The sequence below is a fragment of the Pragia fontium DSM 5563 = ATCC 49100 genome, assembly GCF_900112475.1.
GTDB classification, from domain to species: Bacteria; Pseudomonadota; Gammaproteobacteria; order Enterobacterales; family Enterobacteriaceae; genus Pragia; species Pragia fontium.
The window spans coordinates 96,345-121,501 of sequence record NZ_FOLW01000009.1; the positions used below are offsets into that span (position 1 = coordinate 96,345).

General features: G+C 47.7%; 18 protein-coding genes. 8 read left to right on the forward strand and 10 right to left on the reverse strand.

Going from position 1 to position 25,157, the window contains the following annotated elements; translation table 11 throughout:
• Nucleotides 1-35 precede the first annotated feature (35 nt).
• The 6 genes from ubiD to BMZ28_RS13245 all read left to right on the forward strand — a co-directional run bounded on the left by ubiD (nucleotide 36) and on the right by BMZ28_RS13245 (nucleotide 10,417).
• Nucleotides 36-1,523 carry a 4-hydroxy-3-polyprenylbenzoate decarboxylase gene (gene ubiD / locus BMZ28_RS13220; protein ID WP_047779595.1) on the forward strand — a complete coding sequence of 496 codons (1,488 nt, stop codon included), beginning with the start codon at nucleotides 36-38 and terminating at the stop codon, nucleotides 1,521-1,523.
• 52 nt (nucleotides 1,524-1,575) lie between these two features.
• Nucleotides 1,576-2,277, forward strand: a complete 702-nt coding sequence (gene fre / locus BMZ28_RS13225) for an NAD(P)H-flavin reductase (RefSeq protein ID WP_047779596.1) — start codon at nucleotides 1,576-1,578, stop codon at nucleotides 2,275-2,277.
• A 150-nt stretch (nucleotides 2,278-2,427) separates the two neighbouring features.
• A complete protein-coding gene (locus tag BMZ28_RS13230; RefSeq protein WP_047779597.1) occupies nucleotides 2,428-3,216 on the forward strand; it encodes a tyrosine-protein phosphatase in 789 nt (262 codons plus the stop codon).
• A 545-nt stretch (nucleotides 3,217-3,761) separates the two neighbouring features.
• Complete coding sequence (locus BMZ28_RS13235) at nucleotides 3,762-5,885, forward strand: type VI secretion system Vgr family protein (protein WP_074823863.1); 2,124 nt, start codon at nucleotides 3,762-3,764, stop codon at nucleotides 5,883-5,885.
• An 18-nt stretch (nucleotides 5,886-5,903) separates the two neighbouring features.
• A complete protein-coding gene (locus tag BMZ28_RS13240; RefSeq protein WP_074823867.1) occupies nucleotides 5,904-9,977 on the forward strand; it encodes an RHS repeat-associated core domain-containing protein in 4,074 nt (1,357 codons plus the stop codon).
• The gene (locus BMZ28_RS13245; protein ID WP_074823870.1) at nucleotides 9,977-10,417 is read left to right on the forward strand and encodes a YbbD-related protein; all 441 of its coding nucleotides are present in this window, start codon (nucleotides 9,977-9,979) and stop codon (nucleotides 10,415-10,417) included. The genes BMZ28_RS13240 and BMZ28_RS13245 overlap by 1 nt, the downstream gene beginning before the upstream one ends.
• Nucleotides 10,418-10,492: 75 nt before the next feature.
• Here the strand turns inward: BMZ28_RS13245 and asd are convergent, their stop codons facing one another.
• Entirely contained in the window at nucleotides 10,493-11,602 is a 1,110-nt protein-coding gene (gene asd / locus BMZ28_RS13250) for an aspartate-semialdehyde dehydrogenase (protein ID WP_047779598.1), read from the reverse strand.
• A 227-nt stretch (nucleotides 11,603-11,829) separates the two neighbouring features.
• A complete protein-coding gene (gene rhtB / locus BMZ28_RS13255) occupies nucleotides 11,830-12,456 on the reverse strand; it encodes a homoserine/homoserine lactone efflux protein (protein WP_074823874.1) in 627 nt (208 codons plus the stop codon).
• A 268-nt stretch (nucleotides 12,457-12,724) separates the two neighbouring features.
• Here rhtB and pldB point away from each other — a divergent pair, with 268 nt between their 5' ends.
• A complete protein-coding gene (pldB, locus tag BMZ28_RS13260; RefSeq protein ID WP_373994784.1) occupies nucleotides 12,725-13,720 on the forward strand; it encodes a lysophospholipase L2 in 996 nt (331 codons plus the stop codon).
• Between the two features lie 56 nt (nucleotides 13,721-13,776).
• The gene (gene yigL, locus BMZ28_RS13265; RefSeq protein WP_074823879.1) at nucleotides 13,777-14,574 is read left to right on the forward strand and encodes a sugar/pyridoxal phosphate phosphatase YigL; all 798 of its coding nucleotides are present in this window, start codon (nucleotides 13,777-13,779) and stop codon (nucleotides 14,572-14,574) included.
• Between the two features lie 302 nt (nucleotides 14,575-14,876).
• Here yigL and BMZ28_RS13270 read toward each other — a convergent pair whose 3' ends face one another.
• From BMZ28_RS13270 to BMZ28_RS13305, 8 genes are all read right to left on the reverse strand, one after another.
• Nucleotides 14,877-15,230, reverse strand: a complete 354-nt coding sequence (locus BMZ28_RS13270) for a VOC family protein (protein WP_074823881.1) — start codon at nucleotides 15,228-15,230, stop codon at nucleotides 14,877-14,879.
• Nucleotides 15,231-15,656: 426 nt separating this feature from the next.
• Complete coding sequence (gene iolB / locus BMZ28_RS13275) at nucleotides 15,657-16,487, reverse strand: 5-deoxy-glucuronate isomerase (RefSeq protein WP_074823884.1); 831 nt, start codon at nucleotides 16,485-16,487, stop codon at nucleotides 15,657-15,659.
• A gap of 95 nt (nucleotides 16,488-16,582) precedes the next feature.
• On the reverse strand, nucleotides 16,583-17,473 hold the full coding sequence (gene iolE, locus BMZ28_RS13280; RefSeq protein WP_074823887.1) for a myo-inosose-2 dehydratase: 891 nt from the start codon (nucleotides 17,471-17,473) through the stop codon (nucleotides 16,583-16,585).
• A gap of 40 nt (nucleotides 17,474-17,513) precedes the next feature.
• On the reverse strand, nucleotides 17,514-19,412 hold the full coding sequence (locus BMZ28_RS13285) for a bifunctional 5-dehydro-2-deoxygluconokinase/5-dehydro-2-deoxyphosphogluconate aldolase (RefSeq protein WP_373876101.1): 1,899 nt from the start codon (nucleotides 19,410-19,412) through the stop codon (nucleotides 17,514-17,516).
• Between the two features lie 76 nt (nucleotides 19,413-19,488).
• Nucleotides 19,489-20,622, reverse strand: a complete 1,134-nt coding sequence (locus BMZ28_RS13290) for a Gfo/Idh/MocA family protein (RefSeq protein WP_047779605.1) — start codon at nucleotides 20,620-20,622, stop codon at nucleotides 19,489-19,491.
• A 170-nt stretch (nucleotides 20,623-20,792) separates the two neighbouring features.
• Nucleotides 20,793-21,506, reverse strand: coding sequence for an exonuclease domain-containing protein (locus tag BMZ28_RS13295; protein ID WP_074823892.1), 714 nt, complete (start codon nucleotides 21,504-21,506; stop codon nucleotides 20,793-20,795).
• The gene (locus BMZ28_RS13300) at nucleotides 21,506-23,383 is read right to left on the reverse strand and encodes a DUF294 nucleotidyltransferase-like domain-containing protein (protein WP_074823895.1); all 1,878 of its coding nucleotides are present in this window, start codon (nucleotides 23,381-23,383) and stop codon (nucleotides 21,506-21,508) included. Before BMZ28_RS13300 ends, BMZ28_RS13295 begins: the two co-directional genes overlap by 1 nt.
• Before the next feature lie 61 nt (nucleotides 23,384-23,444).
• The gene (locus BMZ28_RS13305) at nucleotides 23,445-25,148 is read right to left on the reverse strand and encodes a solute:sodium symporter family transporter (RefSeq protein WP_047779608.1); all 1,704 of its coding nucleotides are present in this window, start codon (nucleotides 25,146-25,148) and stop codon (nucleotides 23,445-23,447) included.
• Nucleotides 25,149-25,157: the final 9 nt, after the last annotated feature.

The window sequence follows — 25,157 nt, forward strand, 5'->3', positions numbered from 1 at the left end:
TATAATGACATCTTAACCGGCCACAGATAACAACTATGAAATACCGAGACCTACGGGAATTCCTCGATCTGCTCGAGAAGCAGGGGGAATTGAAACGCATAAAACAACCGATTGACCCTTATCTTGAAATGACGGAGATCGCCGATCGCACACTGCGCGCGAACGGGCCTGCGCTATTATTCGAAAATCCTAAGGGGTATCAAATACCCGTATTATGTAACCTGTTTGGCACGGCGAAACGCGTTGCTATGGGAATGGGGCAGGATGATGTCGGTGCGCTGCGCGATGTGGGTAAGCTGCTGGCATTTCTTAAAGAGCCGGAGCCACCAAAGGGCTTTCGCGATCTGGTGGATAAGCTACCGCAGTTTAAACAGGTATTGAATATGCCGACTAAGCGGTTGGCGTCGGCACCTTGTCAGGAGCAAATCTGGCAGGGTGATGATGTTGATCTTAGCCAACTGCCGGTCATGCATTGCTGGCCTGAAGATGCCGCTCCGCTGATTTCATGGGGGCTGACGGTAACTCGGGGGCCACATAAAGAGCGGCAGAACTTGGGTATTTACCGCCAACAGGTATTAGGTAAGAATAAGGTCATCATGCGATGGTTGTCCCATCGTGGCGGTGCGCTGGACTTTCAGGAGTGGTGCCAGCAAAATCCCGGGCAGCGTTTTCCGGTGGCTGTTGCACTAGGTGCCGATCCGGCAACGATTTTGGCTGCCGTTACGCCAGTGCCGGATACCCTTTCTGAATATGCGTTTGCCGGATTATTGCGCGGCTATAAAACGGAAGTGGTTAAGTGTATCTCGAACGATCTTGAAGTACCCGCTAGCGCTGAGATTGTGTTGGAAGGGTATATTGAGCCGGGGGAAATGGCGCCGGAAGGGCCGTATGGCGATCACACTGGCTATTATAATGAGATTGATCATTTCCCGGTGCTGACGGTTACCCATATTACTCGCCGAGCGGATGCTATTTATCACTCGACTTATACCGGTCGTCCACCGGATGAGCCTGCGGTGATGGGCGTGGCGCTTAATGAGGTTTTCGTCCCTATTTTGCAGAAACAATTCCCGGAAATTGTTGATTTCTACTTGCCACCTGAGGGATGTTCCTATCGGATGGCGGTTGTGACCATGAAAAAGCAGTACGCCGGGCACGCTAAACGTGTGATGATGGGCGTTTGGTCCTTCCTGCGGCAGTTTATGTACACTAAGTTTGTTATTGTCTGCGATGATGATATCAACGCCAGAGACTGGAATGATGTGATATGGGCGATTACTACCCGTATGGATCCCGCCAGAGATACGGTGTTGATGGAGAATACTCCGATAGACTATTTAGACTTTGCTTCGCCGGTTTCAGGGTTGGGTTCCAAAATGGGTATGGATGCCACCAATAAATGGCCTGGAGAAACTCAGCGGGAATGGGGGCGTCCAATTACTATGGATCCGGCCGTTCGTACTCGCATTGATGAGATCTGGGATGAACTGGCAATATTTGACGATAAAAAAATGCCTGAATAATTGCCGTGTAATCGGCAATGGCTTGAATTTAATGACTCTGTAGAGGGAGTACATGGCTATATTGAACTGCAAGATCGCTTCTGTAGAGTCGATCACTGACACGGTTTTTCGCGTACGTTTAGTTCCGGACGTACCGGTTTCATTTCAGGCCGGTCAGTATTTGATGGTGGTGATGGACGAACGGGATAAGCGCCCGTTCTCTATGGCATCAACACCGATGGAAAATAACCTGATTGAATTACATATCGGCGCCTCTGAAATTAACCTTTACGCAATGGCGGTGATGGACAGGTTACTGGCTGAGGATACCATTAGCATCGATATCCCACACGGTGATGCCTGGTTACGTCAGGACTCTCAACGGCCGATTCTGTTAATTGCTGGCGGTACCGGTTTCTCCTATGTGAATTCTATTCTGATGACGGTATTGGCGCAGCAGCCTGAGCGTCAGATTTCCCTGTATTGGGGAGGAAGAGAAGAAGCTCATCTGTATGACTTAACTCGTCTTGAGTCTTTGACGGTTCAATACCCAAACCTGAATGTGGTTTCGGTAGTCGAGCAGCCTGATGAGCTGTGGCGTGGGCGCAATGGAACCGTACTGGCCGCTGTGTTGTCTGATTTTGGTTCTTTGTCTGAGCATGATATCTATATTGCCGGACGTTTTGAGATGGTAAAAATTGCCAGAGAACGTTTCTGTAATGAACGCGGTGCCGATGAAACCCGAATGTTTGGTGACGCTTTCTCTTTTATCTGACCATCAGACAACGTTAACCGCAGGGTGTATTAACCCGGATCGTTTGTACATACCGCTGCACACACATCTTTGACAACTTGTCATTTGGAGATCGGCCACGGTCTCCAAAATGGCAGGTTTTATTTCAGATAGCTGAACTAAGAGGGACTCATGACAACTATCAATTTATTACATTCATCACTGTTACCTCTGCAAGGCGGCATCAACTTTCGCGATCAGGGGGGAAACCTCGCTCAGGATGGTCGTAAAGTTAAACCGGGCCTGTTATTGAGAGCGGGTGCTCTGGATCGATTAACCGCCGATGACTGCCATTATCTTAGTCAAATACCGCTAACCAATATTATTGATTACCGCGATGCCGACGAAGTAAAAGCAAAACCAGACGTAGTTTGGCAAGGGGTACAATATGACAATATTCCGGCTAATCCATTAACGGATGAAGTGAATGCTAACTTTGCCAAATTGACCGATGAGGCTCTGGCTTCATTTAACGCCGTTGATTTTATGAGTCGCTTATACAACCAGCTTCCTTTCAATAATCAGGCCTATCGTCATCTTACCCAAGTGATGCAGCAGCCGGGAGAAGGGGCACTGGTTCAGCACTGTGCGGTCGGTAAAGATAGAACCGGAATTGGTTCAGCCATTGCGCTGTTAGCTTTAGGGGCAAGTCGTGACACGGTGATTGAAGATTATATGCTGACGGAGACCACGCTGGCGCCTTATCGCACCGAGATCCTCAACCATATGTCAGCCCAACTGAGTGAACAGCACGGTATTGATAGCTTAAGCTATGTGATGTCGGCCAAAGAAACCTTTATCGGCACGGCGTTGAAGGCCATTGAACAACGTTACGGTAATACGGATAACTGGTTGGAACAAGAGTTTGGGCTAACGCCGGTGATTCGACAGCAAATGCAGAATAAGTATTTGGAAGGGTAGTTGGTTCTCATTAATCCTGTCTATTTAAAATCCGGCTAATGCCGGATTTTTTGTTATAGGAATGGCGGCATCGTGATGGGTGAATTTGATGGGAATATGGTGAAATAACTTAGCGAGACTAATTATCCTTGGAGTTTTGATGTAAAAATAACATAGTGACAGGCGTGGATATTACTATTATTAATGAAGAGTAAAAAGCGATAATTATTTTTATTAACGCGTTGTATTACTAACGTGTTAAATATGTGATTCAAGCGTTATTAATAACTGATTTTATTTGATCGAGTAAGTTATATAAGCTGGTTATGTTTTCTAGTTACATTATTTAATGAATTATATTCAATAGCTTGCTATTAATGTTAAATTTACCATTTCTTATAATTATATTGATTATTAAAATGTTACTTATCTTGTCTTTTCCACTTTTTCTAGTAAATATACGAGCTGTAATATATTAAGAATTAATATTAAATGTTCCTTGATTAATATTATTCATAATTTTTTAAAATCTTGAAGTTAATTATTGTGAAATAGGGATGTTGGGTATGGAAACGGGACTGTATTTTTCGTGCAAAGTTGGCGAATTATTGGAATCATCGGTTGATGTTATTAATTTTACTTTAGAAGAAGCCCTTTCAACCCTGTTTACTCTGCAAATTAAAGTGTCCAGCTTTGATGCGGATATCGATTTGGATGCCTTACTGCTACAACCCGCCTCTCTTACCGTCAGTGCTGATGGTGTTGGTCTGCGAATTATTAATGGAGTTATCTCAGAAGCCTTTCGAGGTGGCAGTGGCTTTAAGCGAACATATTATACCTTCACTATTCGCCCGGAGTTATGGTTATTAACCCTAACGCAGGATAACCGAATATTCCATCACAAGACCATTCCCGCCATTCTGGATGAACTACTGCAAAAACATCATATCCGAGCTGAGTCCAAATTAATTGATAGCCATAAATCTTGGGAGTACACCACCCAGCGCAATGAAACCGATTATGCCTTTTTTTGCCGTTTAGCCGCAGAAGAGGGAATTGTATTCTGGTTTGAAGAAGAGCAGTTATTCTACAGTGATAGTCGTACCGGCATGCTCGGTGGTGAAAAGTTGTTGTATAACGCCCATATTCAAAGCGCCAGCCGAGAGTCGGTGATTCACAATTTGGAATATGGCGCCAAAATGCAACCCAATGCGGTGCATTTGAAAGACTACAAATACTCACACCCGGCAGTGGGGCTGGATGCAAAAGTGAAGAGTCAGGGGGCTCGTCCATCTTATGCCATGTATGAGGGTTATGGCCGTTATGATGATGACGGTGTGGCGCAACAGTACGCCAAATACCGTTTGCAGGCGTATCAGGCTGACAGTTTATCTGGTTCGGCAGAAAGTAATTGTATTCAGTTAATGCCAGGTAAGATGTTTACGCTTTCTGAACATCCTACTCCATCCATGAACAGCAACTGGCAGGTAATTCGTATTGTTCATCATGGTAGTTTGCCGCAGGCAGTGGCCGATGAATCCCATGAGGGGGTACGAGTGGCCGTGCTGAGTAATCACTTCAGCTTTATTCCCGGTTCGGTGGACTGGCGCCCTCCGTTTATTGCTAAACCCATGGTATTTGGTAATGAGACAGCCACGGTAGTCGGCCCTGCTGGAGAAGAAATCTTTGTTAATGAACACGGTGAGGTAAAAGTCCACTTTCACTGGAATCAGTATGATCCTAAAGATGAAAATGCTTCTCTGTGGGTACGAGCGGGGCAGGCCTGGAACGGTGATGGTTTTGGGGTAATGGCCATTCCGCGTATTGGTCAGGAAGTTATTATTGCCTATCTGAACGGCGATATTGACCAGCCAATCATCGTCGGTACGGTATACAACGGCAAGAATGCCACTCCAATATCGCTGCCGGCGAAAAAGACGCAAACCACCATTAGGACTCGCACCCATAAAGGGGAAGGATTTAACGAATTGCGTTTTGAAGATGAGGCCAGTCAGGAAGAGATATACATCCATGCCCAAAAAGATATGAATACTGACGTGCTGAATAATCGAAGCACGCACGTGATCAACAATCACACCGAAAATGTGGATAACAATCAGTCGATGGCCGTCGGGGTTAATCAATTATTGCTGGTGGGTAACAACCAAACCAATGATATCGGCAGTAACCGCAAGACCACCATCGGCCATAACGACTCCCTAACAGTGAAAGCTAATCAGGCTGAAACTATAGCGCTGACTAAGGCCGAAAATATAGGCATAGCCAAAGCATTGAGTATTGGTGGCGCCTATCAGATTACCACTGGTGGAGCGATGAATACCTCGGTAGGGGGGATGCAGGCTTCCGAAATTGGCTTAACCAAATCTTTACTGGTCGGACAGAAGTACACGGCGGATATCGGTCAGGAAGTGAAGTGGACCATTGGTAACCGCAAAACCGAAACGGTGGGCAAGGTCTCCATTTATAACGCCGGAGAGCATCTGGAACTGGTCTGTGGTAAAGCCAAAATAGTGCTGACCAGCGACGGGGGTATTTACCTGAAGGGTGAACATATTGAACTGCAGGCCAATAGTGGTCTGAAAGGAGATGCCAATCTGGTGCAGTGGAATTGCAGTGCAACACAAAGCCCACCGGAAGCGTCTACAGAGAGTGACAGCAAGGATGCATAACAGCAAGGAGTTGCAAAGATGAGTGGTAAGCCAGCGGCCCGTCAAGGTGATGCAACACTAACAGGTGGCCCTATTGTTCAGGGTTCTGCCAGTGTATTAATTGGTACCCCCAGTGGTGTGGCCTGCTCTACCTGTCCCGGTGGTATGGCGGTAGGTAACCCGGTCAACCCATCTCTGGGAGCTAAGATACTGAGCGGCGAAACCGATATCGCCTTACTTTGCCCGATGCCGTTTGTGCTGTCGCGCAGTTATAGCAGTTATCAAACCGATACGCCGGGACCGGTAGGCATGTTTGGCCCTGGCTGGCAGGCGGCTTCCAACGTAAGCTTGCTGGTTATGGATGACGCATTGATACTCAATGATAATGGCGGTCGCAGTCTGCATTTCGAGCCTCTGGCTCCCGGTGAAGTCAGCTACAGTCGTAGTGAAGACCTGTGGCTAGTTCGTGGTGGGATAGAGTGCTTGCCCAACGACCATCCGTTAGCCACCTTATGGCTGGCATTACCTCTGACCTCACGCCTTTGTACTCATACTTATTTCGTTAGTAACAATGCTATTGGGCCGTGGTGGATACTGAATTATGTTATGACAGCTCCTCAAGAAGGGGATGTTTTACCCCCAATGCTACCGGCTCGCCGTTATCTGTTGGCTATTGTCGACCGCTTTGGTCAGCAGTTAACTTATAGGCGAGACTCTGAAGGGCTGTTTGCTGGTGAGATAACCGAAGTGATGGATGGTGCTGGTCGTCATTATCACCTTGAGCTCATAGATTTAATCAAAGATGATGAACACTTTTCTGATATGACAGCGGTTGGTTGGGGAACCGATAAATATATTCGCCTTAGCGCGGTTTATCTGACCAAAGACCCGCTCTATCCAGATGTCCCAGTCACACCGCTGGTTCGCTATGAATATACCTCCCGCGGTGAACTGGCTGCTGTCTACGACCGGGCGGGTTGTTTAACGCGTCGATTTGAATACCATCCTGAGCTGTTAGGGAGAATAACTTCCCATCAATACATCGGACGTCCTGCCAGTTTTTATGAGTATGATAATCAAGGCCGGGTAATTACCCAGACCAACCTTCAGGGGCTTAACTATCAGTTTAGCTATCAGCCAAACCAGACGATAGTGACCGACAGTTTAGAACGTCAGCAGGTTTACCATTTTGAGGGGGAGCGGGGGCTCAGACGTCTGGTGAAACTGGAGCAGGCCGACGGTAGTATCACTTCCAGCGAATATGACGGCAGCGGCAGACTGAAAGCGCAAATCGATGCGCTGGGGCGTAAAACTGAATTTGATATAGATGTGGCCAGCGGCAGGCTTCTGGGTCTAACCGCTCCAGACGGGGCGGTAACTCGCTTTAGCTATAACCGACAGAGGCAGTTAACCTCGACGATTCACCCTAATAGCAGTCGCACCACCAGTGAATATGATGTATTTGGCAGACTGGTATCCGCCACTGACTTATTGGGCAATACTTCTCGCTATCACTATCAGGATGAGAGTAGTGAATTGCTGGAGATGACTGAAGATGCGCGGGGTGGGCAACAATGGTTAAGCTGGACACCTCATGGGCAGGTTTCGGCCTATATCGACTGTTCGGGCTATCAGATTAAATACCATTATGACCGTTGGGGGCAGATAACGGAGATAGCGCGGGAAGAAGGGATGGTTAGCTGGCGTCATTACAATGCACGCGGCTGGCTGATAGCCAGCGAAAACGCTAATCATGAACAGACACGTTATGAGTATAATGCAGCGGGTGATCTGATTACCATCGTCCATCCGGATGGTAGTCATGAAACCATGGTACGGAGTGAACTTGGTCAGCCGCTGGAAACGGTAAAAGGCGGACTGATGCAGCAGTACCGTTACGATGCGGCAGGAAGGCTGGAATTGCTGGTCAATGAAAACGGTGCTGAAACCCACTTTAGTTATGATGTGATGAATCGTTTGACTACCGAAAAGGGTTTTGACGGACGAACTCAGCACTATCACTACAATGCTGTTGGTGAGCTGGTTCAGAGCAAGGATGAAGGACTCGCTACTCACTGGTACTATGACCTAGCCGGGCGACTGATACGTCGCCAGCATCCTCACTCTGTCAGTGAAATACCGAATGATGAGCAGTGGGATTATGATCAAAGTGGTCAACTGCTTTCTGCTCGCCATATCAGTGAAGGCTACTCGGTCAGCATCAATTATCTGAGGGATAAAGCCGGTAACATTATCGAAGAGCTTCAGCAGGTTCAAAAGCCAGATGGTAAAACTCTCTGGCAGTATAAAGTGAACCATCAGTATGACCCTCGGGGATTCAGGCATGAGACGCTGTTGGAAGGTTTACCGTCGTTACGTTGGCAAACTTACGGGCCAGGACATTTGTTGGGAGTTGCACTGGGCGATCGGCATCTGATTGAATTTAGCCGTGACCGGCTACACCGGGAGAGCGAGCGCCGGTTCGGAGAGGTTCAGCTTCATACTGACTATGACACACTGGGGAGGTTGGCTCGCTTTGAGATGAATGAGCAGCCTCTGCATCCGATGAATCGGGAGCATCATTATGACCTGCGCGGTCAAATGACCGGTATCACTCTGCCGGAGGGGGCATTGCATTATCGCTATGATGAGGTCGGGCGGTTAACTGAAGCACAACGAAGTGGCCCAGAAGGTTTCGCCTATCGCCAGAACTGGCGGTTTGATCTAGCTGGTAACCGTTTATCATCAGAACTGCCGGAGTCTACTGAGACGGATATGGGCCATAATATCAGCCGGATGGGTAACCGTATTACACAAGATGAGCACTATCATTATCACTATGACCGCTACGGCAATCTGATTGAGAAGCACCATAAATTGAATTCGGGCGAAGTGCATCACTTTGCCTACGATCGCCAACATCGGCTGGTTCGCTACACCCGTCTTCAGGATAATCAGAGTATATGTCAGGCTCACTATTTATATGACCCAATGGGGCGTCGAGTGGGTAAACAGGTTATCCGACAACATGAGGAACCGGAAACCGTTTGGTACGGTTGGGACGGTGATCGGATAGTCTTGACAGAAAGTAACGACAAGCGGGTTTATACCGTGTATTACCCGCAAAGCTTTGTGCCATTGCTACGAATTGAAGGTGACAGTCCATCTCCAGTGATATCACTGGCACAAAAGCTGGAGCAGCAGTCTGATATTGTTTTCCCAACAGAATTGAATACCCAATTTAATCAGATAGAGCAGCAACTGAGAGCAAGTGCATTAACAGCGGATAATCAGCGCTGGCTGCAACAGTTGTCCTTTGAACCAGAATATTTAACCTCATTACTTGATCCGTTACCTGTGGTGCCTGATACCGTGCATTTATATCACTGTGACCATCTGGGAACACCAATTGCATTAATGACGCCTAAGGGGGAAGTTGAGTGGCAGGCTGAGTTGGATGCTTGGGGAAATATGCTGAGTCAGCATAGTATTCGGAAGCTGAATCAACCCATTCGCTTACAGGGGCAGCAGCAGGATGAAGAGTCGGGATTATACTATAACCGTTACCGATATTATGACCCGCGGATGGGGCGATATATTAGTCAGGACCCGATTGGGTTGATGGGTGGGATGCATAAATATAATTATCCATTGAATCCTATTCAGTTTATTGATCCTATGGGGCTTGTAGGTATTATTAGTGGACCCTATAAGGCGGCTATAGATAGTTATCAAACTGGAGTGGCTTTCAAAATATTAAGTGATACTGAAAGCGATATGAAAAGATTGAATTTAAAAAGTACGGATAACTTTTTTCACTGTATGGGATTTTGTCGGGTATCTAAAAATATAGACGCAAAAAATAGTGGGGCGCGAGGTTTAGGTGTAATGAAAGAAACTCGCGATTATATATTAGGTAGGGTAGGGCTTTACGGTGATAAACGAAAACGCTCTCATGAGGAAATGATACAGGATAATATTAGCGATTTAGCTGTAAATGAGTTTGGGCTCTCTTGTCCTCAAGATATAAAATGTTCCGATCGTTGTAAAAGCTATATCAATGAAAACCATACTGAAACAATAAAGATCTTAGAAAAAGAAGGATATCTATAATGATTAAGTGGTTATTTTTCAGCATGTCAATAATGCTATTGAGTGGATGCGATAATACGGAAAAGGTATATTCTTCGTTTTCAGAAATTTTGCCGGAAGATAGTATAAGAAGCTGGTTGCCAGACTTTTTTCCTAAAAGCTCAACGGATATAATTTTTGCATCTAATATAGATTTAAATACTTTCCATATTTATTTTTCTTCAACCGATCAAAGTATGATTGAGTTACATAAAGTTTCAAAAGAAACGGTAATTTCTGAAGATGGTATTCTTTTTTTGAAGCAACAGGATGGGAATATTGTTTCAGCAGTGTGTATGATGACTGACCATAATCTCTTTGGCGATAAGAGTTTGGAATATTACTTAATGGGTAAGTTAAATAGTAAAGATAGATATTATTTGATGAATATTAATATTAAACAATACGAAAGATTCTGTTAGTGATAATTAAATAAAAAGCCCGCTATAAAACGCAGGCTTGTCCTAACTTTATCGTATGTTATTTGGCAAGAAACACTAGGCCTGTAACAAAATACGCAGCATACGGCGCAGCGGTTCTGCGGCACCCCACAGCAACTGATCGCCGACGGTGAAGGCTGACAGGTATTCCGGGCCCATATTGAGCTTACGTAAACGGCCTACCGGCGTAGACAGGGTGCCGGTTACCGCGGCTGGAGTCAGTTCACGCATTGAGATTTCGCGGTCGTTTGGTACCACTTTCACCCATTCGTTGTTTTCAGCCAGCATGCTTTCAATATCGGCCAACGGTATGTCTTTCTTCAGCTTCAGGGTAAATGCTTGGCTGTGGCAGCGCAGGGCCCCAACGCGTACGCATAAACCATCAACCGGAATTGGGCTGGAGGTATTCAGAATCTTGTTGGTTTCTGCCTGACCTTTCCACTCTTCGCGGCTTTGGCCATTTTCCAGCTGCTTATCAATCCATGGAATTAAACTGCCGGCTAACGGTACACCGAAGTTATCTGTTGGTAATGTGCCGCTGCGCATTAGCGAAGTGACTTTACGTTCGATATCCAGAATGGCTGACGCTGGATCTTGCAGCTCTTTAGCAACATTGGCATGTAGCATGCCCATTTGAACCAGCAGCTCACGCATATGACGAGCACCGCCGCCGGAAGCCGCCTGATAAGTAGAAACGGAAGCCCACTCAATCAGATCGTTAGCGAACAGTCCGCCAAGGGACATCAGCATCAGGCTAACGGTACAGTTACCGCCGACAAAGGTTTTGATTCCCTTATTCAGGCCTTGATGAATAACGTTATGGTTAACCGGATCGAGAATAATGATCGCATCATCTTTCATGCGTAAAGTCGATGCCGCATCAATCCAGTAGCCATTCCAGCCGGTTGCACGCAGTTTAGGATAGACTTCACTGGTATAGTCCCCGCCCTGGCAGGTGATAATGATATCCAACGCTCGCAGAGCATCGATATCATTAGCATCCTGTAGCGTGCCGCTTTGGCCGGCAAATGAAGGCGCAGCCTGACCTGTTTGTGAAGTAGAAAAAAATACCGGGCGAATGGCGTCAAAATCACGTTCTTCAATCATTCTTTGCATCAGAACGGAGCCGACCATACCGCGCCAGCCAACAAAACCGACGTTTTTCATATTGCTATCCTAACTTTGCAGTAATCAATGTGAATGCTTTTATCGATATTCATTATCGATATGAGTGTAAGCGTATTTGCTGTCTTGCCTTTTTACTGAATTATCATGAGCACGACTCCCTCCACATTACAAAATGTATCAGAGGGTGCAAGTAAAATTATTCGATATATAAAAATTATTCAGCAGTAAAACTTATAATCGCTCAATTGCTGGGGGAAGAAGCCCGTTTAATTACTGGCTCTGCGGGCAAATAACAGCAGTGTGCCCACCATAATAAACATCGAACCAAAGATACGGTTAAGCAGCTTCATTTGATGAGGCTGGCGTATCCATTTGGCAATGCTGCTGGCTAGCGTGGCGTAACCAATCATCACAATAATATCGACCACAATGCTGGTGGTGCCCAGTATCAGGTACTGAATGGCCTGTGGTTGATGGGGCACGATAAACTGTGGGAATAACGCTGCCAGAAACACAATGCTTTTAGGATTGGTCAGATTTACCAACACCGCGCGTTTAAAGCGTCCACTGCTTGGTAAAGCCTTGGATACCGCATTCAGATCCAGCGCGCCAGCCACCCGCCATTGCTGAATCCCCAGCCAGATCAGATAGGCCGCACCCAGCCATTTTAGAATATCAAATGCCAAAACCGAGCTGGAAAGTAACGTCCCCAAACCAATACCGACCAGAACAATATGTGCTGCCAGCCCCACCTGTAAACCGGCGATTGCCGGAATTGTGCCGCGAAAGCCATAAGTGATACCGGTACTCATCGTATTAATGGCCCCGGAACCGGGAGACAGGCTAAGAATAATCGTTGTCACTAAATAGGTTAGCCACCATTCAATGGTCAAAATAATTCTCCCTGAGCTTGGCCGTTCGGCGGTAAGATTTAGCGATATAGATATCTCGCCTGCCACTATTTTTATCTGATGTATTGGCTTAAGTCACTAGGGGCAAGGGATTATATTTTCTGCGGCAGATTCTGGACGTATCCGGCCAGTATTGATGATGGCAGAGGCTTTTTCAGCGCTGGATTCATTATTCCGCAATATTTTATTGATAAATTTTGCTCAATAGGTGATAAACAGCTATCGGCATAGGATGTGTGAGTCCATGACAATAGATTTTTCATCATTTAAAAACGACTGGTTAAGCCGCGAGAAACATTTCTCCTCTTTTACAAATGGACCTTTATTGAATTTCTGGCAACAGCGTCAGGAATGTCACTTTGAAGGTGCTGATGGTGTACCCATAAAATATGTCAAGTTCACCTCATCGGCGCATCAGCGCGCCATTGTGGTGGTTACCGGCCGCACTGAAGGGTATATCAAGTATCAGGAGTTGGCCTACGATCTGTTCCGCTGTGGCTACGATATTTGGATTTTGGATCACCGCGGCCAAGGGTTTTCAGGGCGCATACTGGAAGACAGCCAGCGTGGTCACGTTGAGAAGTTTGATGATTACGTTGATGATTTTGAATTCTTTTGGCTGAATATCTTCGTTCAGCAAAACTACCAGAAAGCCTTTTTGCTGGCCCACTCAATGGGTGGGGCGATTGCGGCGCTGTTTTTGGCCAGACATCCTCAGTCGGTTTTGGCGGCAGCGCTCTGTTCACCTATGCTGGGCATTGCCTTGCCTATGCCAACTTGGCTAGCCAGAAAAATTACCGATTTGACCGAACGCTGGCAAAGTGCCAGAGAGTATTATGCCGTCGGCACCGGGCGTTGGCTGCCGTTGCCTTATGCGGTGAATTTATTGACTCACAGCAAAGCACGCTATCGTTTGTTTTCTCGCCACTACTCGGATAAACCAGAGATTAGGCTGGGAGGACCAACCTATCATTGGGTTAGAGAGTCGATGATGGCAGGGGAGCGGGCTATTCAGCTTGCACCTCAAATCACCACGCCGTTAATTCTGTTGCAGGCCAGTCAGGATAGGTTGGTAGATAATGAGGCTCACGCCGCATTCTGCCAAGCGTTGGCCGATGCAGGCCACCCTTGTGAAGGGGGCGTACCGAAAATGATTAAGGGTGCGCGCCATGAGATTTTGTTTGAACATGATGTACTGAGAACTGAAGCATTGATCGATATATTGAGCTTTTTTGCCCAATATTAATCCGTTTTTTGTCGGTACAATTGATTTTATTTTTAGATAAAGGCGAGTTATTCACCATGTATCCTATAGTTGCATCCGATCTGGATGGCACGCTGTTACAAGCAGACCACACCCTGTCTCCATTTGCCAAAGATACGCTTAAGCTGATAGCGAAGCATGGCGTCAATTTTATTTTTGCGACCGGTCGCCATCATATTGACGTTGGTCAGATTCGTGATGGTTTAGGGATTGATTCTTATATGATCACCTCTAATGGCGCCAGAGTGCATAACGCTAAGGGCGAACTGCTTTTCAGTCATAATCTGGATGAGAATATTGCCTATGAGCTTTACCATATCGTCAATGACAGCCCGGATATTGAAACTCACGTTTACCGCAATGATGACTGGCTGACGAATCGAGAAAGTGAAGACCTGAAGAATTTTCATCAGGAGTCAGACTTCAACTATCAACTGTTTGAGGCTCATTCAATGGCGACGGATGGCATCTGTAAGGTGTTTTACACCTGTACCGACCACCAGAAGTTACTGCGTCTGGAAGAGAAGATTAATGCGCGTTGGGGAAATCAGGTACACGTGACTTTCTCCCTCGACTATTGCCTGGAAGTGATGGGCGCTGGAGTATCTAAAGGGCGGGCGCTACAGGATGTTTCCGGTATTTTGGGCTATGGCCTAAAAGATTGCATTACCTTCGGTGACGGCATGAATGATGTTGAAATGTTATCCATGGCGGGTAAAGGCTGCATTATGCAAAATGCTTCACTGCGACTGAAGAAAACCCTGCCTGAGCTGGAAGTGATCGGCAGTAACGTTGACGATGCGGTGATGCATTATTTGCGGAAGATGTATTTGTAGTTTTTTGAGTGGGTTAAAGCCGCCGTGTTACGGCGGCTGGGATAGCTGACAAAGTGGTTTAATTTGATGTCGGTGCACATTTCGTCCGTAGGAAGATCGTCGGAATATGAGTTTTCCCTCACGGCCGAGGGGGATGTTTTTCGGTTTAACGGGCGTCAGGCCCAGAATTCTTACGGTCCTCCGGCTGGTAAGCCAACTACGACCCCAACAGAATCCTCTCCTTCCGTTTAAGCTTCGCAAACTAACGAATTCAAACTTTAGGGTTTATCATTAATCTGAAGCCACCGTATTACTGAACTGCTCTACATTTCTTGGACGAACATCACGGTGTTTCCTGCTGGATCGCTGATTTGCGCAAGCTTTATGAATCCCAGGTCCTGTGTTTCGCTAGCGGTAACACCAGCGTCTTGACAAACTGCCCTCTGTGTTTCGATATTGTGGACGCCGCAAACTACAAATGATTTACCTGCAAGGCTTGGGTCAGGAGCAACCGAAACTTGAATCCAAGCATTTTCTGCCAACTGCCATTCGGCGATTCCCTCATCAGGTGTAACATCTGGCTTGCGCCCAAGCCATTTGGCGTACCATTCAACAGCTCCGTCGAAATCATTCACATGAAGAACGGAGACTACACTCGTAAAGTTGTTATTCGACATTTCCCTATTCTCTTTATCAAATTAAAATATCCGTTTTTGAACTTGTAGGCTCAAAATTATTGTTAGCTCAAATAGTAAACACAAAAAATTTAATTTCAATTTCCAATTGAAAAAAATTTACCAATGTAAAAAAGTTGAAACTATTCGGTGTTTTTCAAGGTAGTTGTCCGATTTTCCCGTTTTATGCTGCTGCCTGAACCTGCACGATTTCCCTATTTGGATTCAGACTACGGTCATTGACTGTAATGACGAATCTCATTACGAGGAAGGGGAATAAAAATAATGGCAAATGTTAACTTTCGTAGCGATGATGGAATAAAAATAATATTGCATATAGTTATTTAACCGCCTACGTGAACTGCACCCCAAAAGTTGGACACCTAACTGAGTAAGGTGCAGTTTTTTATGAGTAAGTGTCATCAGTGATTAGTCTGCGCTAAATTTCTCCGCATAGGTTTCACTGTTAATCCATTGGTGATCTTGTTCCCAAGTAAAGCGCCACTGGCGTACCGGGCCGGCCATAACGTTGAGGTAGTAGCTGTTATAGCCAGCGATGGTTGCAACCGGGTGGTAGCCTTTCGGGACTTTAACCACGTCTTTGTTGTACACCGCCATGCTTTCGTCCAGTGAGCGATCGTCAGTATAGACGCGTTGTAAGCAGAACCCCTGTTGTGGATCCAGTCGGTGATAATACGTTTCTTCCAGATAGCTCTCATGAGGCAGATTATCGCTGTCATGTTTGTGGCTGGGATAAGAGCTGGTGCAGCCTTCATTGGTATACACTTCAACCACCAACAGGCTGTCCGCCGGTTTGTCATCCGGTAGAATGTTGTGGACATAGCGTTGGTTATTGCCATGGCCGCGCTGTTCGGCATCAATATCTTGCGGTGAGATGAGGCGGGTTGGATAGCTACCTTTTCCCGGCGCCTGACAAACGGCCAGTTCCAGAGAAGTATGGGCAACGATAGTGATGCTTTCTCCTGCGGTGACATAGACCGCATAAGGCTTGGTGCGCTCAAATGGGCTCATGCGTTGGCCGATTTGTTGATAGCTCTGGGTTGGGGTGCTGATTGTGGCTTTACCGGCTACCAGTACCAGACAACGTTCATCAGTGGATGGCGGTAGCTCCAGTGTGGCCTGTGCGGCAAGCTCATAAACATCAAAACCAATGTACTTCCAGCCGGCATTCTCTACCGTGATATGTTGGGTGCGGCCTTTATCATCAGGCGAGTGGTAACGCGACAATAATCGGGACATCGTACGCTTCTCCTTATTTCGATACCGTACTGCTGGGCAGTACGGTCGAGTAAATAGTAAGTGGCATCCTGACAGTCCGTACATAAGGCCGTCGCTTAGAGCAGGCCAGCGTTACGGGCGAACTGATGCAGGTTGTTATAACCCAGCGTGGCGTAAGTAAGTGGATGTGCGATGGCTGGATCTTGCTCGGCTTCAACCACTAACCAGCCTTTATAATTCTGGTTTTTCAGCGAGTGAAACACTGAAGGGAAATCAACGCAGCCATCACCGGGTACGGTAAACACCCCGCTCAGTACCGCATCGAGGAAGCTGGTTTTGCGGTTACGTACATCCTGCAATACGTCTTTACGTACGTCTTTGCAATGAACATGATTAATTCTGCTGGCCCATTGACGGGCAACGGCAGCGGGATCGGCTCCGGCATAGGTTAAGTGCCCGGCATCCAGTAACAAACCAACTTCTGGCCCGGTATGCTTCATCAGATTGTCGATATCTTCCGCGCTTTCAATCACGGTTCCCATATGGTGATGATAGGCTACTTGAATCCCTTGTTGTTGGGTATAGCGGGCAAATTCAGTCAGTTTACGGCCATATTCTTGCCACTGGTCGGCAGGAAAACGCGGACGTAGATGTACCGGTTTGCTTTGATCGCCGTGAATACAGTCGGTTACTTCGGCGAAAACCATAACTTTTGCACCAAGATCGCGCAGCAGAGTTAAATGGCTTTGGGCGGCTTCAATTTCTTCTTCCACTGAACGGGTCAGCAGTTCGCCGGAATACCAGCCGGAAACCAGCTTAAGGTTATGTTCAGCCAGAATAGGGCCCAGTACTTCAGATTTTCGTGGGAACTTATTGCCCAGTTCAAATCCGACAAAACCGGCCTGCTTACCTTCACTGAGGCAGGTTTCCAGCGGGGTTTCAGCGCCCAGTGAAGGAAGGTCATCATTGGTCCAGGTGAGTGGGTTAATACCGAGTTGTACAGTCATGATTGTTCTCCATCAATAATGATAAATACTTGGATAATGCTTAACCGCGCTGTTGCCACAGGTCTATCAGCTGTAAATAGTTGCTCTTAATTTGTTGAATGAGGGTGCAATCGTCGATTTCACCTTTCAACCATTTCTGCGACGGCTTAGCAAACAGAGTACGTCCAACGGCAAATCCTTTGATCAGTGGATAACCGGCTGCGGCATTGAATCCGGCTTTCAGATCCTCCAGCGGTGCATCCAATCCCAGAATCACCACGCCCCGGCAGTGAGGGTCGCGTTGGGATATCAGGTCGGTCAGGATTGACCAGCTATGGGCGCTGAGCGGCGGTAGTTTCCACCAGTCCGGCTTCACGCCCAGATTATAAAAACGTTGAATAGCGCGCAGATAAAGCTCATCGGTACGCTGCATATCGGCGGGTAAAATCACTTCCAACAGCAGTTCGTGGCCGGACTTACAGCATGCCCGATAGACTTCCTGAACTTTCTTTTCTTGCTCCAAACGCAAAGGGTGGGAGTCTTCCGGGTGGAAGAACACTAAACATTTCACTACATGCTCAAGCGGCCAATCGATCAGCTGTGAACCGATATCGCCATGTTCCAGAGTGAGCGGGCGTGAACCGGGTAATTCAATTGGCCGGCCAATCCACCAACCTTCGCCGGTAATGTCGTTGAGTACCGCTTGTCCGAAGGTGCTGTCACACAACAGTCCGGCTTTTCCCTGTAGGCCCGATTGCTGTATTGCCTCGCGGCTGGACTGTAAAATAAGCTGTTTTAGGGTACTAATTTGTTGCGTATCCGCTCCGCAGGTGAGTGCCATATCTTCCATTTGGCTGCGGTGATCGAACGCCATCACGCAGAGCTCATCCCAGTTTGCACGCCGCGTGGTGACGCGGTGCAGATGGTTAAGCTCTTCATCCAGATCGGGACGAGGTACGCTCTCGGCTCTGGCCAGATAATTATCCAATTCTGTTTTGCTGGGCATGGCTGGGGCGCAGCCGTGGCGGGAAACCACCAGAGCGCCACAGGCGTTGGCATAGGCGCAGGTTTTTTCCCAACCTTCGCCACTCAGGTAGCCGCGTAGCAGGCCTGACATAAAGGCATCCCCTGCACCCAGAACGTTTAAAACATCAACCTGAACGCCCTGAATGGTTATGCCTTTATCCAGATGATCCGGAATGTCGCCGGTAAATACCGAACAGCCCAGCGAACCGCGTTTACACACCAGCTCAGCTCGCGTTAACTGACGAACCTGACGCAGGGCTTCCAGAGTATCGGTAGAGCCGCCAGCAATATGAAACTCCTCTTCGGTGCCGACAATCAGATCGAATAGCCCTAATACCTCTTGAAGCTGATGAGTGACCTGCGGTGAGGGAATAAATCGGGTTTCACCGTCTCCCAGCGATGTCAGTCCCCATAACACCGGGCGATAATCAATATCCAGAGCGGTTTTCACCCCGTTACGGCGCGCATAACTGAGAGCCGTTAGCACCGCGTCTCGCGTATCAGGGTGGGAGAGATGCGTACCGGTAACCGCCAGACAGCGGGCGGAGGCAATATACTCTTCACTAAAATCATCTTTATGAATGGCCATATCGGCGCAATTATCGCGATAGAAAATCAGCGGAAAGGTTTCGCGATCTTTGATGCCCAATAAAACCAGAGCGGTTAAACGTTCTTTGTCGGTAATCAGATGGCTGGTGTCGCAGCCAACGCTTTGCAGTTCTTCCCGTAAGAATCGGCCCATATGTTCATCGCCGACTCTGGCCAGCATGGATGAGCGCAGCCCTTGCCGAGCCGTACCGTAAGCCACGTTACCGGAAGAACCGCCAAGATATTTAGCAAAGCTTCCCATATCTTCCAGTCGAGCACCGATTTGTTGACCATAGAGATCAACCGCCACTCGGCCCATACAAATAACATCAAATTTTTTTTCCATGGTGTTCATCGTTCTTTTGTCTCCACCGCTGAGGTTGCGGGACAGGGCCGCGGCGATATCACCGCGGACCGTGTGATTAACGGATTTCGCTGACTTTTACCCAACGTTCTTCGGCGTGGGACAGGGCGATAGCATCCAATATGCGTGAAACTTTCCAGCCCTCTTCAAAGTCAGGCCAGATTGGTGTATTGGTTGCGATACCGTTAATCAGGTCTCGTACTTCAACCGCTTTCTGATCGTTGAAACCGATACCGTGTCCTGCGCCACCGCAGAACCAGGCATAGTCTGGATGTTCAGGGCCAACCAGAATGGTCTGAAAACCTTGTCGATTGGCCGGGGCATCGTGGCGGTAGAGTTTGAGTTCGGCCATCCGCTCTTGAGTAAAGCTCAGGGTGCCTTTGGTGCCGGTAATCACCCAAGTGAGTCCCATTTTGCGTCCGCAGGCGATACGTGATGTTTCAATTACGCCCATCGCACCATTACTGAAGCGGATAAGTGCACTGGCCTGATCTTCGTTTTCAACCTCAACCATTTTGCTGGAACCGGCTTGCTCCGGGCGTGATTTCACCACGGTTTGCAGGTCACCGCAGACGGTAGAGATATCGCTCACCAGATACTGAGCCATGTTGACGATATGAGCGGCTAGGTCACCAAGGGCGCCTAAACCGGCGGTGTTTTTAAAACAGTGCCAGTGAATTGGTTCCAGCGGATCGGCCATATAGTCTTCGTTATGGGTGCCGTAGAAGTGCACGATCTCACCGATTTCACCGTTGCTGATAATCTCTTTAGCCAAACTGGCCGTGGGGTTTTTCATATAGTTGAAGCCAACCATAGTTTGAACACCGGCCTGTTTCGCCGCATCTACCATCTCTCTGGCATCGGCTGCCGTCAGCGCCAGAGGCTTTTCCGAGTAAACGTGTTTACCGTGGCGGATCGCTTCTAAGGCCATTTCTTTGTGCAGATAGTTAGGGGAACAGATATCGACGACATGGATGTTAGGATCGGCAACTAGCTCTCGCCAGTCGCCGGTTGAACGGTTAAAGCCAAATGCCTGCGCGCGTTCGGCGGCAAGCTGCGGGTTTACCTCTGCAACCATGTCTCGAATGAGTTTACCTTTCAGGGGGAAGACGGTTGGCGTTTGGGCATAGGCGATAGCGTGGGCGCGTCCAATATAGCCGGTTCCGATTAAACCTATATGAATCTCTTTCATATCGACTCCTTGATCATAAGAATCTGAATAATGCCGTTATCTATGAATGAATATTATGGAATAAATATTTCATTATCCATGGTTTTGGAAATATAAATTTCGATTTGTGATCTGAATGGAGTTTTTGAATATTGGGCTTAATGCATTGAGGGACGAAGCGTTTCCTGCGATTAGCTTTGACCACGGCGGGATCGCTGATACAAGGGGAGTAGTTCGGGGATGTCACCGGCAAAAATGGTTTTTATCTGACACAGTAAAAGTTCTGCGGTCGCAATGGCATCGCTTAGCGCATCATGGGCAGGATAATCCGGCAGCCCGTAGCGTTGACGAACCTGTTGCAGATTATATTCTTGAGGGGATTGCCGATTAGCCATCAGCGATTTTTCCAGCATAAAGGTATCCAGCCAAACTATCGGTAGTACGGGTAAATGGTTAGCGAGCAATAGCTGCTGGATAAACCGTTGTTCTATCACCGCACAATGGGCGACAACGATTTTTCCTTGCGCCTGTTGCAACAGGTTAAGCAGGGCGGATTGAGTTTGTACGCCATGAATCAGCTTTTCCGGCACGATATGGTTAATGCAGGCAGTTTTCTGCCTGACGGAATGCGGCTGGGCCAGATATTGATGGCTGGCGCTGCGTAACAAAATACGCTGTTGATGAATGGTAACGGTACCGATGCTGAGTATCTTATCTTTGAGGGGATCCAGCCCCGAGGTTTCAAAGTCGATAACTAATAGATCTTGCTGGTCTAACGGCATATCGGCCTGCGGTAGCGGGCAGGACAGATACTCCTGCACTTCTGCCGGCCATGAGGGAAGCGGTCGCAATTTTAGACGCTTTTTCTCCAGCGCTTTTAACGGATCAAATAGTCGATGAAACATTATTGCAGCACGCCTTTAGCGCCGTATCGCTGCATAATGGCTTCTTGCGTTCTGGCGATAATACGGAAGGCATCTTTCAAATGGTTCCGCTCAAACTGAGTCAGGCTATCTGGCGCAATATGATTGCTGACGGGTTGGCTGGCTTTCAGGGATTGTAATTGATGGGTGAACCTCACGTTGTTAATAAAATCAAACGCCTTAAGCAGCTCTTTGTGGGTGGCATGACTAATGATTTGATGTTCTGCCGAATATTGGAGCCGATCGGCAGTGCCGGGCAGCAGCGTACCGGCATCGAGGGCATACAGGCGCGACAGCTCAACAATTAAATTGACCGCCTGTTTTTTAATATTGAATACGCTGAGATTATCGCCATTTTTAACCAGAACGAACTGACGGAACATACCCAGAGGTGGGCTGACTCGTAGGCTATTGGCCGCCAAAATACGCAGAAAGCGTCCGTTATTTTTCAATAGTGGCGTAATGCTCTGTTGTAATGAATGAAACAGCGGTTTAGCACCGTATAGAAAACGCAGATCGAGAAAAATCGAAGCGTTTAGCAGCGATTCGGGGTCGGAATGAATAATCCACTGTTGGTACTGTTGTTGCCACTGGGTCAGTGACTGACACCAGCGTGGATTGGTTGCCATAATATGTCCGGGGCAGAGGGGATAGCCGCACTCGGCCAAACCATAGCAAACATAGTCGGCTAACTGGCGAAAATAGCTGATTTCTTCTGCTTGCGGTGTTCGCTCAAGAATTAACGCATTATCCTGATCGGAATTCAGATGGATTTCATGGCGCGCTTGCGAGCCAGCGACAAACCAGGCATAAGCGCAAGGGGCTGGGCCAAATTGCCGTTCGGCCAGTTGTAGTAACCGTTTATTAAAGGCATCGGCAATCAGCGTCATCATCTGCTGTAACTGGCGTGGATGGATAGCTGATTCCACCAATGATTCAAACACCGCTTGGCGCTGTAGCGTTAGGGCTTTGAGTCCCGCCAAATTCTCCTGCCGGTAAATCCGACTAATCAAGTAGATCGCCTGTACGCTATTTTTTACTACCAGGCTGGTGGCGGTCACCACACCCACCACCTGTTTATCGCGGGTGACGGGCAAGCTGCGAACATTGTGCTGCATCATCATCTCAACCGCGGTTAACACCGAAGCGTGGTATTCAATGGTCACCGGATTGACGGTCATGACTGTGCTAACCGGCGAGTCCAGTGCGACGCCGGTCGCCACTACCCGCTTCGTCAGGTCGCGATCGGTAATAATTCCCAATAGTTTTTGACCGTCCATGATCAGCGCAGAAGAGCGATGTTGCTCCACCATCTGTTGTGCGGTTTGTCTGATGGTGACCGTTGGTGCCACAATCGCCATTTGGCTATTGAGCACGCTGGAGACCTGCTTGAGATAGACAATATCATCGTTGAACGCTGTCGGTGTTAGTATGGCGCTAGCCAGGCGGTTACCTTCATGATGGGCAAAATGCGCACGCAGTTCGGCGGAATTTTCCATGACCGATATCAGGGTTGCTTTGGGAATACAGTACAGCAAACTGTTTTCTATGGCGGTGACCTGATATTGCTCCCCATCGGTAGCGGAACGCATTAACTGACTAAAGCCAAAGATATCGCCGGTTGCTAATCGAGCTCGTAGGCTATTGTCGGCGGTGTGTCGTTGTTCAACGGCGCCGGTTCTGACCAGATACAGACCGTAGCCGATTAATTGTTCTGGCGGAAGTTGCTCACCGGTGGTGAGGTAGACGATTTCAATATGCCCGGCAATGGTATTCAGTAAGGCTTCCGGCAGCTTATCAAAGGGATCTTTTTGCGCCAGAAACGTTTGGATCATTGGGAATAATGAGGGATCTGTCATTGTTTAATTTCGCTTTTGCTAATGGCGATCCTCTATTTGCGAGGATCGCCATATCTCACGGTTAAGCTTCTTCGGTTGTGTTCTGTTGTAATTCGGGCCGTTTCATCAGTTCTTTACCCATACTGTAGAAAACATAGGCCAAAATAATCGCGGCACAGACGTAGTAGCCATACATCACATACTGGGGCGCATCCTGAGCCAGGAATACATACATAGAAATTGACCCCAGAACAATTAATAGCGCTACGGGCCAGACCAATCCCCACGGCGTAATGTCCACTTGTTTAGTGTATTCGGCTTCGTAAGGAGTGTTGGCCGGGAAGAAGTAGCCAATCGTCAGCATAAATACCACGTTCAGCACAAACAAGATGCCGACCAGATGGAAGAAATGGATATCAACCTTGATGATAAAGTTACAGATGATGTAAGCGGTCATACCAAACAGGAGCCCTAGCTTAGCGGCAATGGCCGGTACACGTTTGGTCATTAGACCCACCATCACCACGCTTAAAATAGGCGCGTTAAAGATTCCCTGTAACTGTTGGATAAGGTAGAACAATCCATCCGGTGCGTTGGCCACTAGCGGCGCAACTAACATGGTGACCAATGCCAGACCCAGCCCTAAATATTTACCGACGGCGACGGTTTGTGCTTCGGTTGCATCTGGTTTTAACCGCTTGCGGTAAATATTGACGGTAAACAGGGTTACGGAGGAGTTGAGGCCACCGCTAAACGTGGAGAATACGGCTCCAACCACCACTGCGGCAAAGAAGCCGACCAGAAACTCCGGCAGTACCAGCTGAACCAGACGTGGATAGGCATTATCCGGATTATCCAGATGTCCCTGAAAAATATGGAAGGCGATAATGCCGGGTAAAATGATAATGGTAGGAATAATCAGCTTAAACAGTGCGCAGAGCATGACGCCCTTTTGCCCTTCCGCCAGATTTTTAGCCGCCAGCGATTTCTGTACAATCGACTGGTTGGTACACCAGAAGAACATGTTGGAGATAATCACTCCGGTAAACAGGGTTGAGAAAGGCACCAGCGATTCTTCATCACCTATTGAGTTAAATTTGTCCGGATTAGCCTGATAAACGTCGCTTAATCCGGCCCAAATATCACCGTTGCCAACGTAGGCTAAAGCAAACAAAGTGACCATCAGACCGCCGATAATCAGGCCAGCACCATTGATGGTATCGGCAATGGCAATCGCCTTAATCCCACCGAGAATGGCGTAGACTGCGCCTAACCCGCCGACGCCCCACACCATAATCCAGAGCGCGGTGGTTTTATCGATTTGGAATACATGCGATACCTGAAACAGGCTTTCCAGTGCGATAGCGCCGGTATATAGCACGATGGGCAGCAGTGAGATCACGTACATCCCAAGGAACAGGATTGAAGTGATCATCAGTGTATCTCTATCAAAGCGGCGTTCGAGAAACTCCGGAATATTAGAGATACCCAGTTTGAGATATTTGGGCAGGAAATAGAGACCAAAAGCGACGATAGCGATGGCGGCCATCACTTCCCATGCCATAACGATAAAGCCGGTTCTGAAGGCTAAACCGTTAAGACCGACCAGATGCTCGGTAGACAGGTTCATCAGCAGCATTGAGCCGCCGATAAAAACGCCGGTCAGGGTGCGACCACCGAGGAAATAGCCCTCGGTAGAGTCGGTCAGATGGGCATGACGTGTTTTATACCAAGCGATGCCAGCTACCAGCAGGGTAAAACCAGCAAACGAAAGAAATGCTAACATAGGGGTACT

Excerpts from the sequence above, each read along its gene's own strand:
- ubiD (WP_047779595.1), top strand. The coding sequence starts at position 36 with ATGAAATACCGAGACCTACGGGAATTCCTCGATCTGCTCGAGAAGCAG.
- fre (WP_047779596.1), top strand. The coding sequence starts at position 1,576 with ATGGCTATATTGAACTGCAAGATCGCTTCTGTAGAGTCGATCACTGAC.
- BMZ28_RS13230 (WP_047779597.1), top strand. The coding sequence starts at position 2,428 with ATGACAACTATCAATTTATTACATTCATCACTGTTACCTCTGCAAGGC.
- BMZ28_RS13235 (WP_074823863.1), top strand. The coding sequence starts at position 3,762 with ATGGAAACGGGACTGTATTTTTCGTGCAAAGTTGGCGAATTATTGGAA.
- BMZ28_RS13240 (WP_074823867.1), top strand. The coding sequence starts at position 5,904 with ATGAGTGGTAAGCCAGCGGCCCGTCAAGGTGATGCAACACTAACAGGT.
- BMZ28_RS13245 (WP_074823870.1), top strand. The coding sequence starts at position 9,977 with ATGATTAAGTGGTTATTTTTCAGCATGTCAATAATGCTATTGAGTGGA.
- asd (WP_047779598.1), bottom strand. The coding sequence starts at position 11,602 with ATGAAAAACGTCGGTTTTGTTGGCTGGCGCGGTATGGTCGGCTCCGTT.
- yigL (WP_074823879.1), top strand. The coding sequence starts at position 13,777 with ATGTATCCTATAGTTGCATCCGATCTGGATGGCACGCTGTTACAAGCA.
- BMZ28_RS13270 (WP_074823881.1), bottom strand. The coding sequence starts at position 15,230 with ATGTCGAATAACAACTTTACGAGTGTAGTCTCCGTTCTTCATGTGAAT.
- iolB (WP_074823884.1), bottom strand. The coding sequence starts at position 16,487 with ATGTCCCGATTATTGTCGCGTTACCACTCGCCTGATGATAAAGGCCGC.
- iolE (WP_074823887.1), bottom strand. The coding sequence starts at position 17,473 with ATGACTGTACAACTCGGTATTAACCCACTCACCTGGACCAATGATGAC.
- BMZ28_RS13285 (WP_373876101.1), bottom strand. The coding sequence starts at position 19,412 with ATGGAAAAAAAATTTGATGTTATTTGTATGGGCCGAGTGGCGGTTGAT.
- BMZ28_RS13290 (WP_047779605.1), bottom strand. The coding sequence starts at position 20,622 with ATGAAAGAGATTCATATAGGTTTAATCGGAACCGGCTATATTGGACGC.
- BMZ28_RS13295 (WP_074823892.1), bottom strand. The coding sequence starts at position 21,506 with ATGTTTCATCGACTATTTGATCCGTTAAAAGCGCTGGAGAAAAAGCGT.
- BMZ28_RS13300 (WP_074823895.1), bottom strand. The coding sequence starts at position 23,383 with ATGACAGATCCCTCATTATTCCCAATGATCCAAACGTTTCTGGCGCAA.
- BMZ28_RS13305 (WP_047779608.1), bottom strand. The coding sequence starts at position 25,148 with ATGTTAGCATTTCTTTCGTTTGCTGGTTTTACCCTGCTGGTAGCTGGC.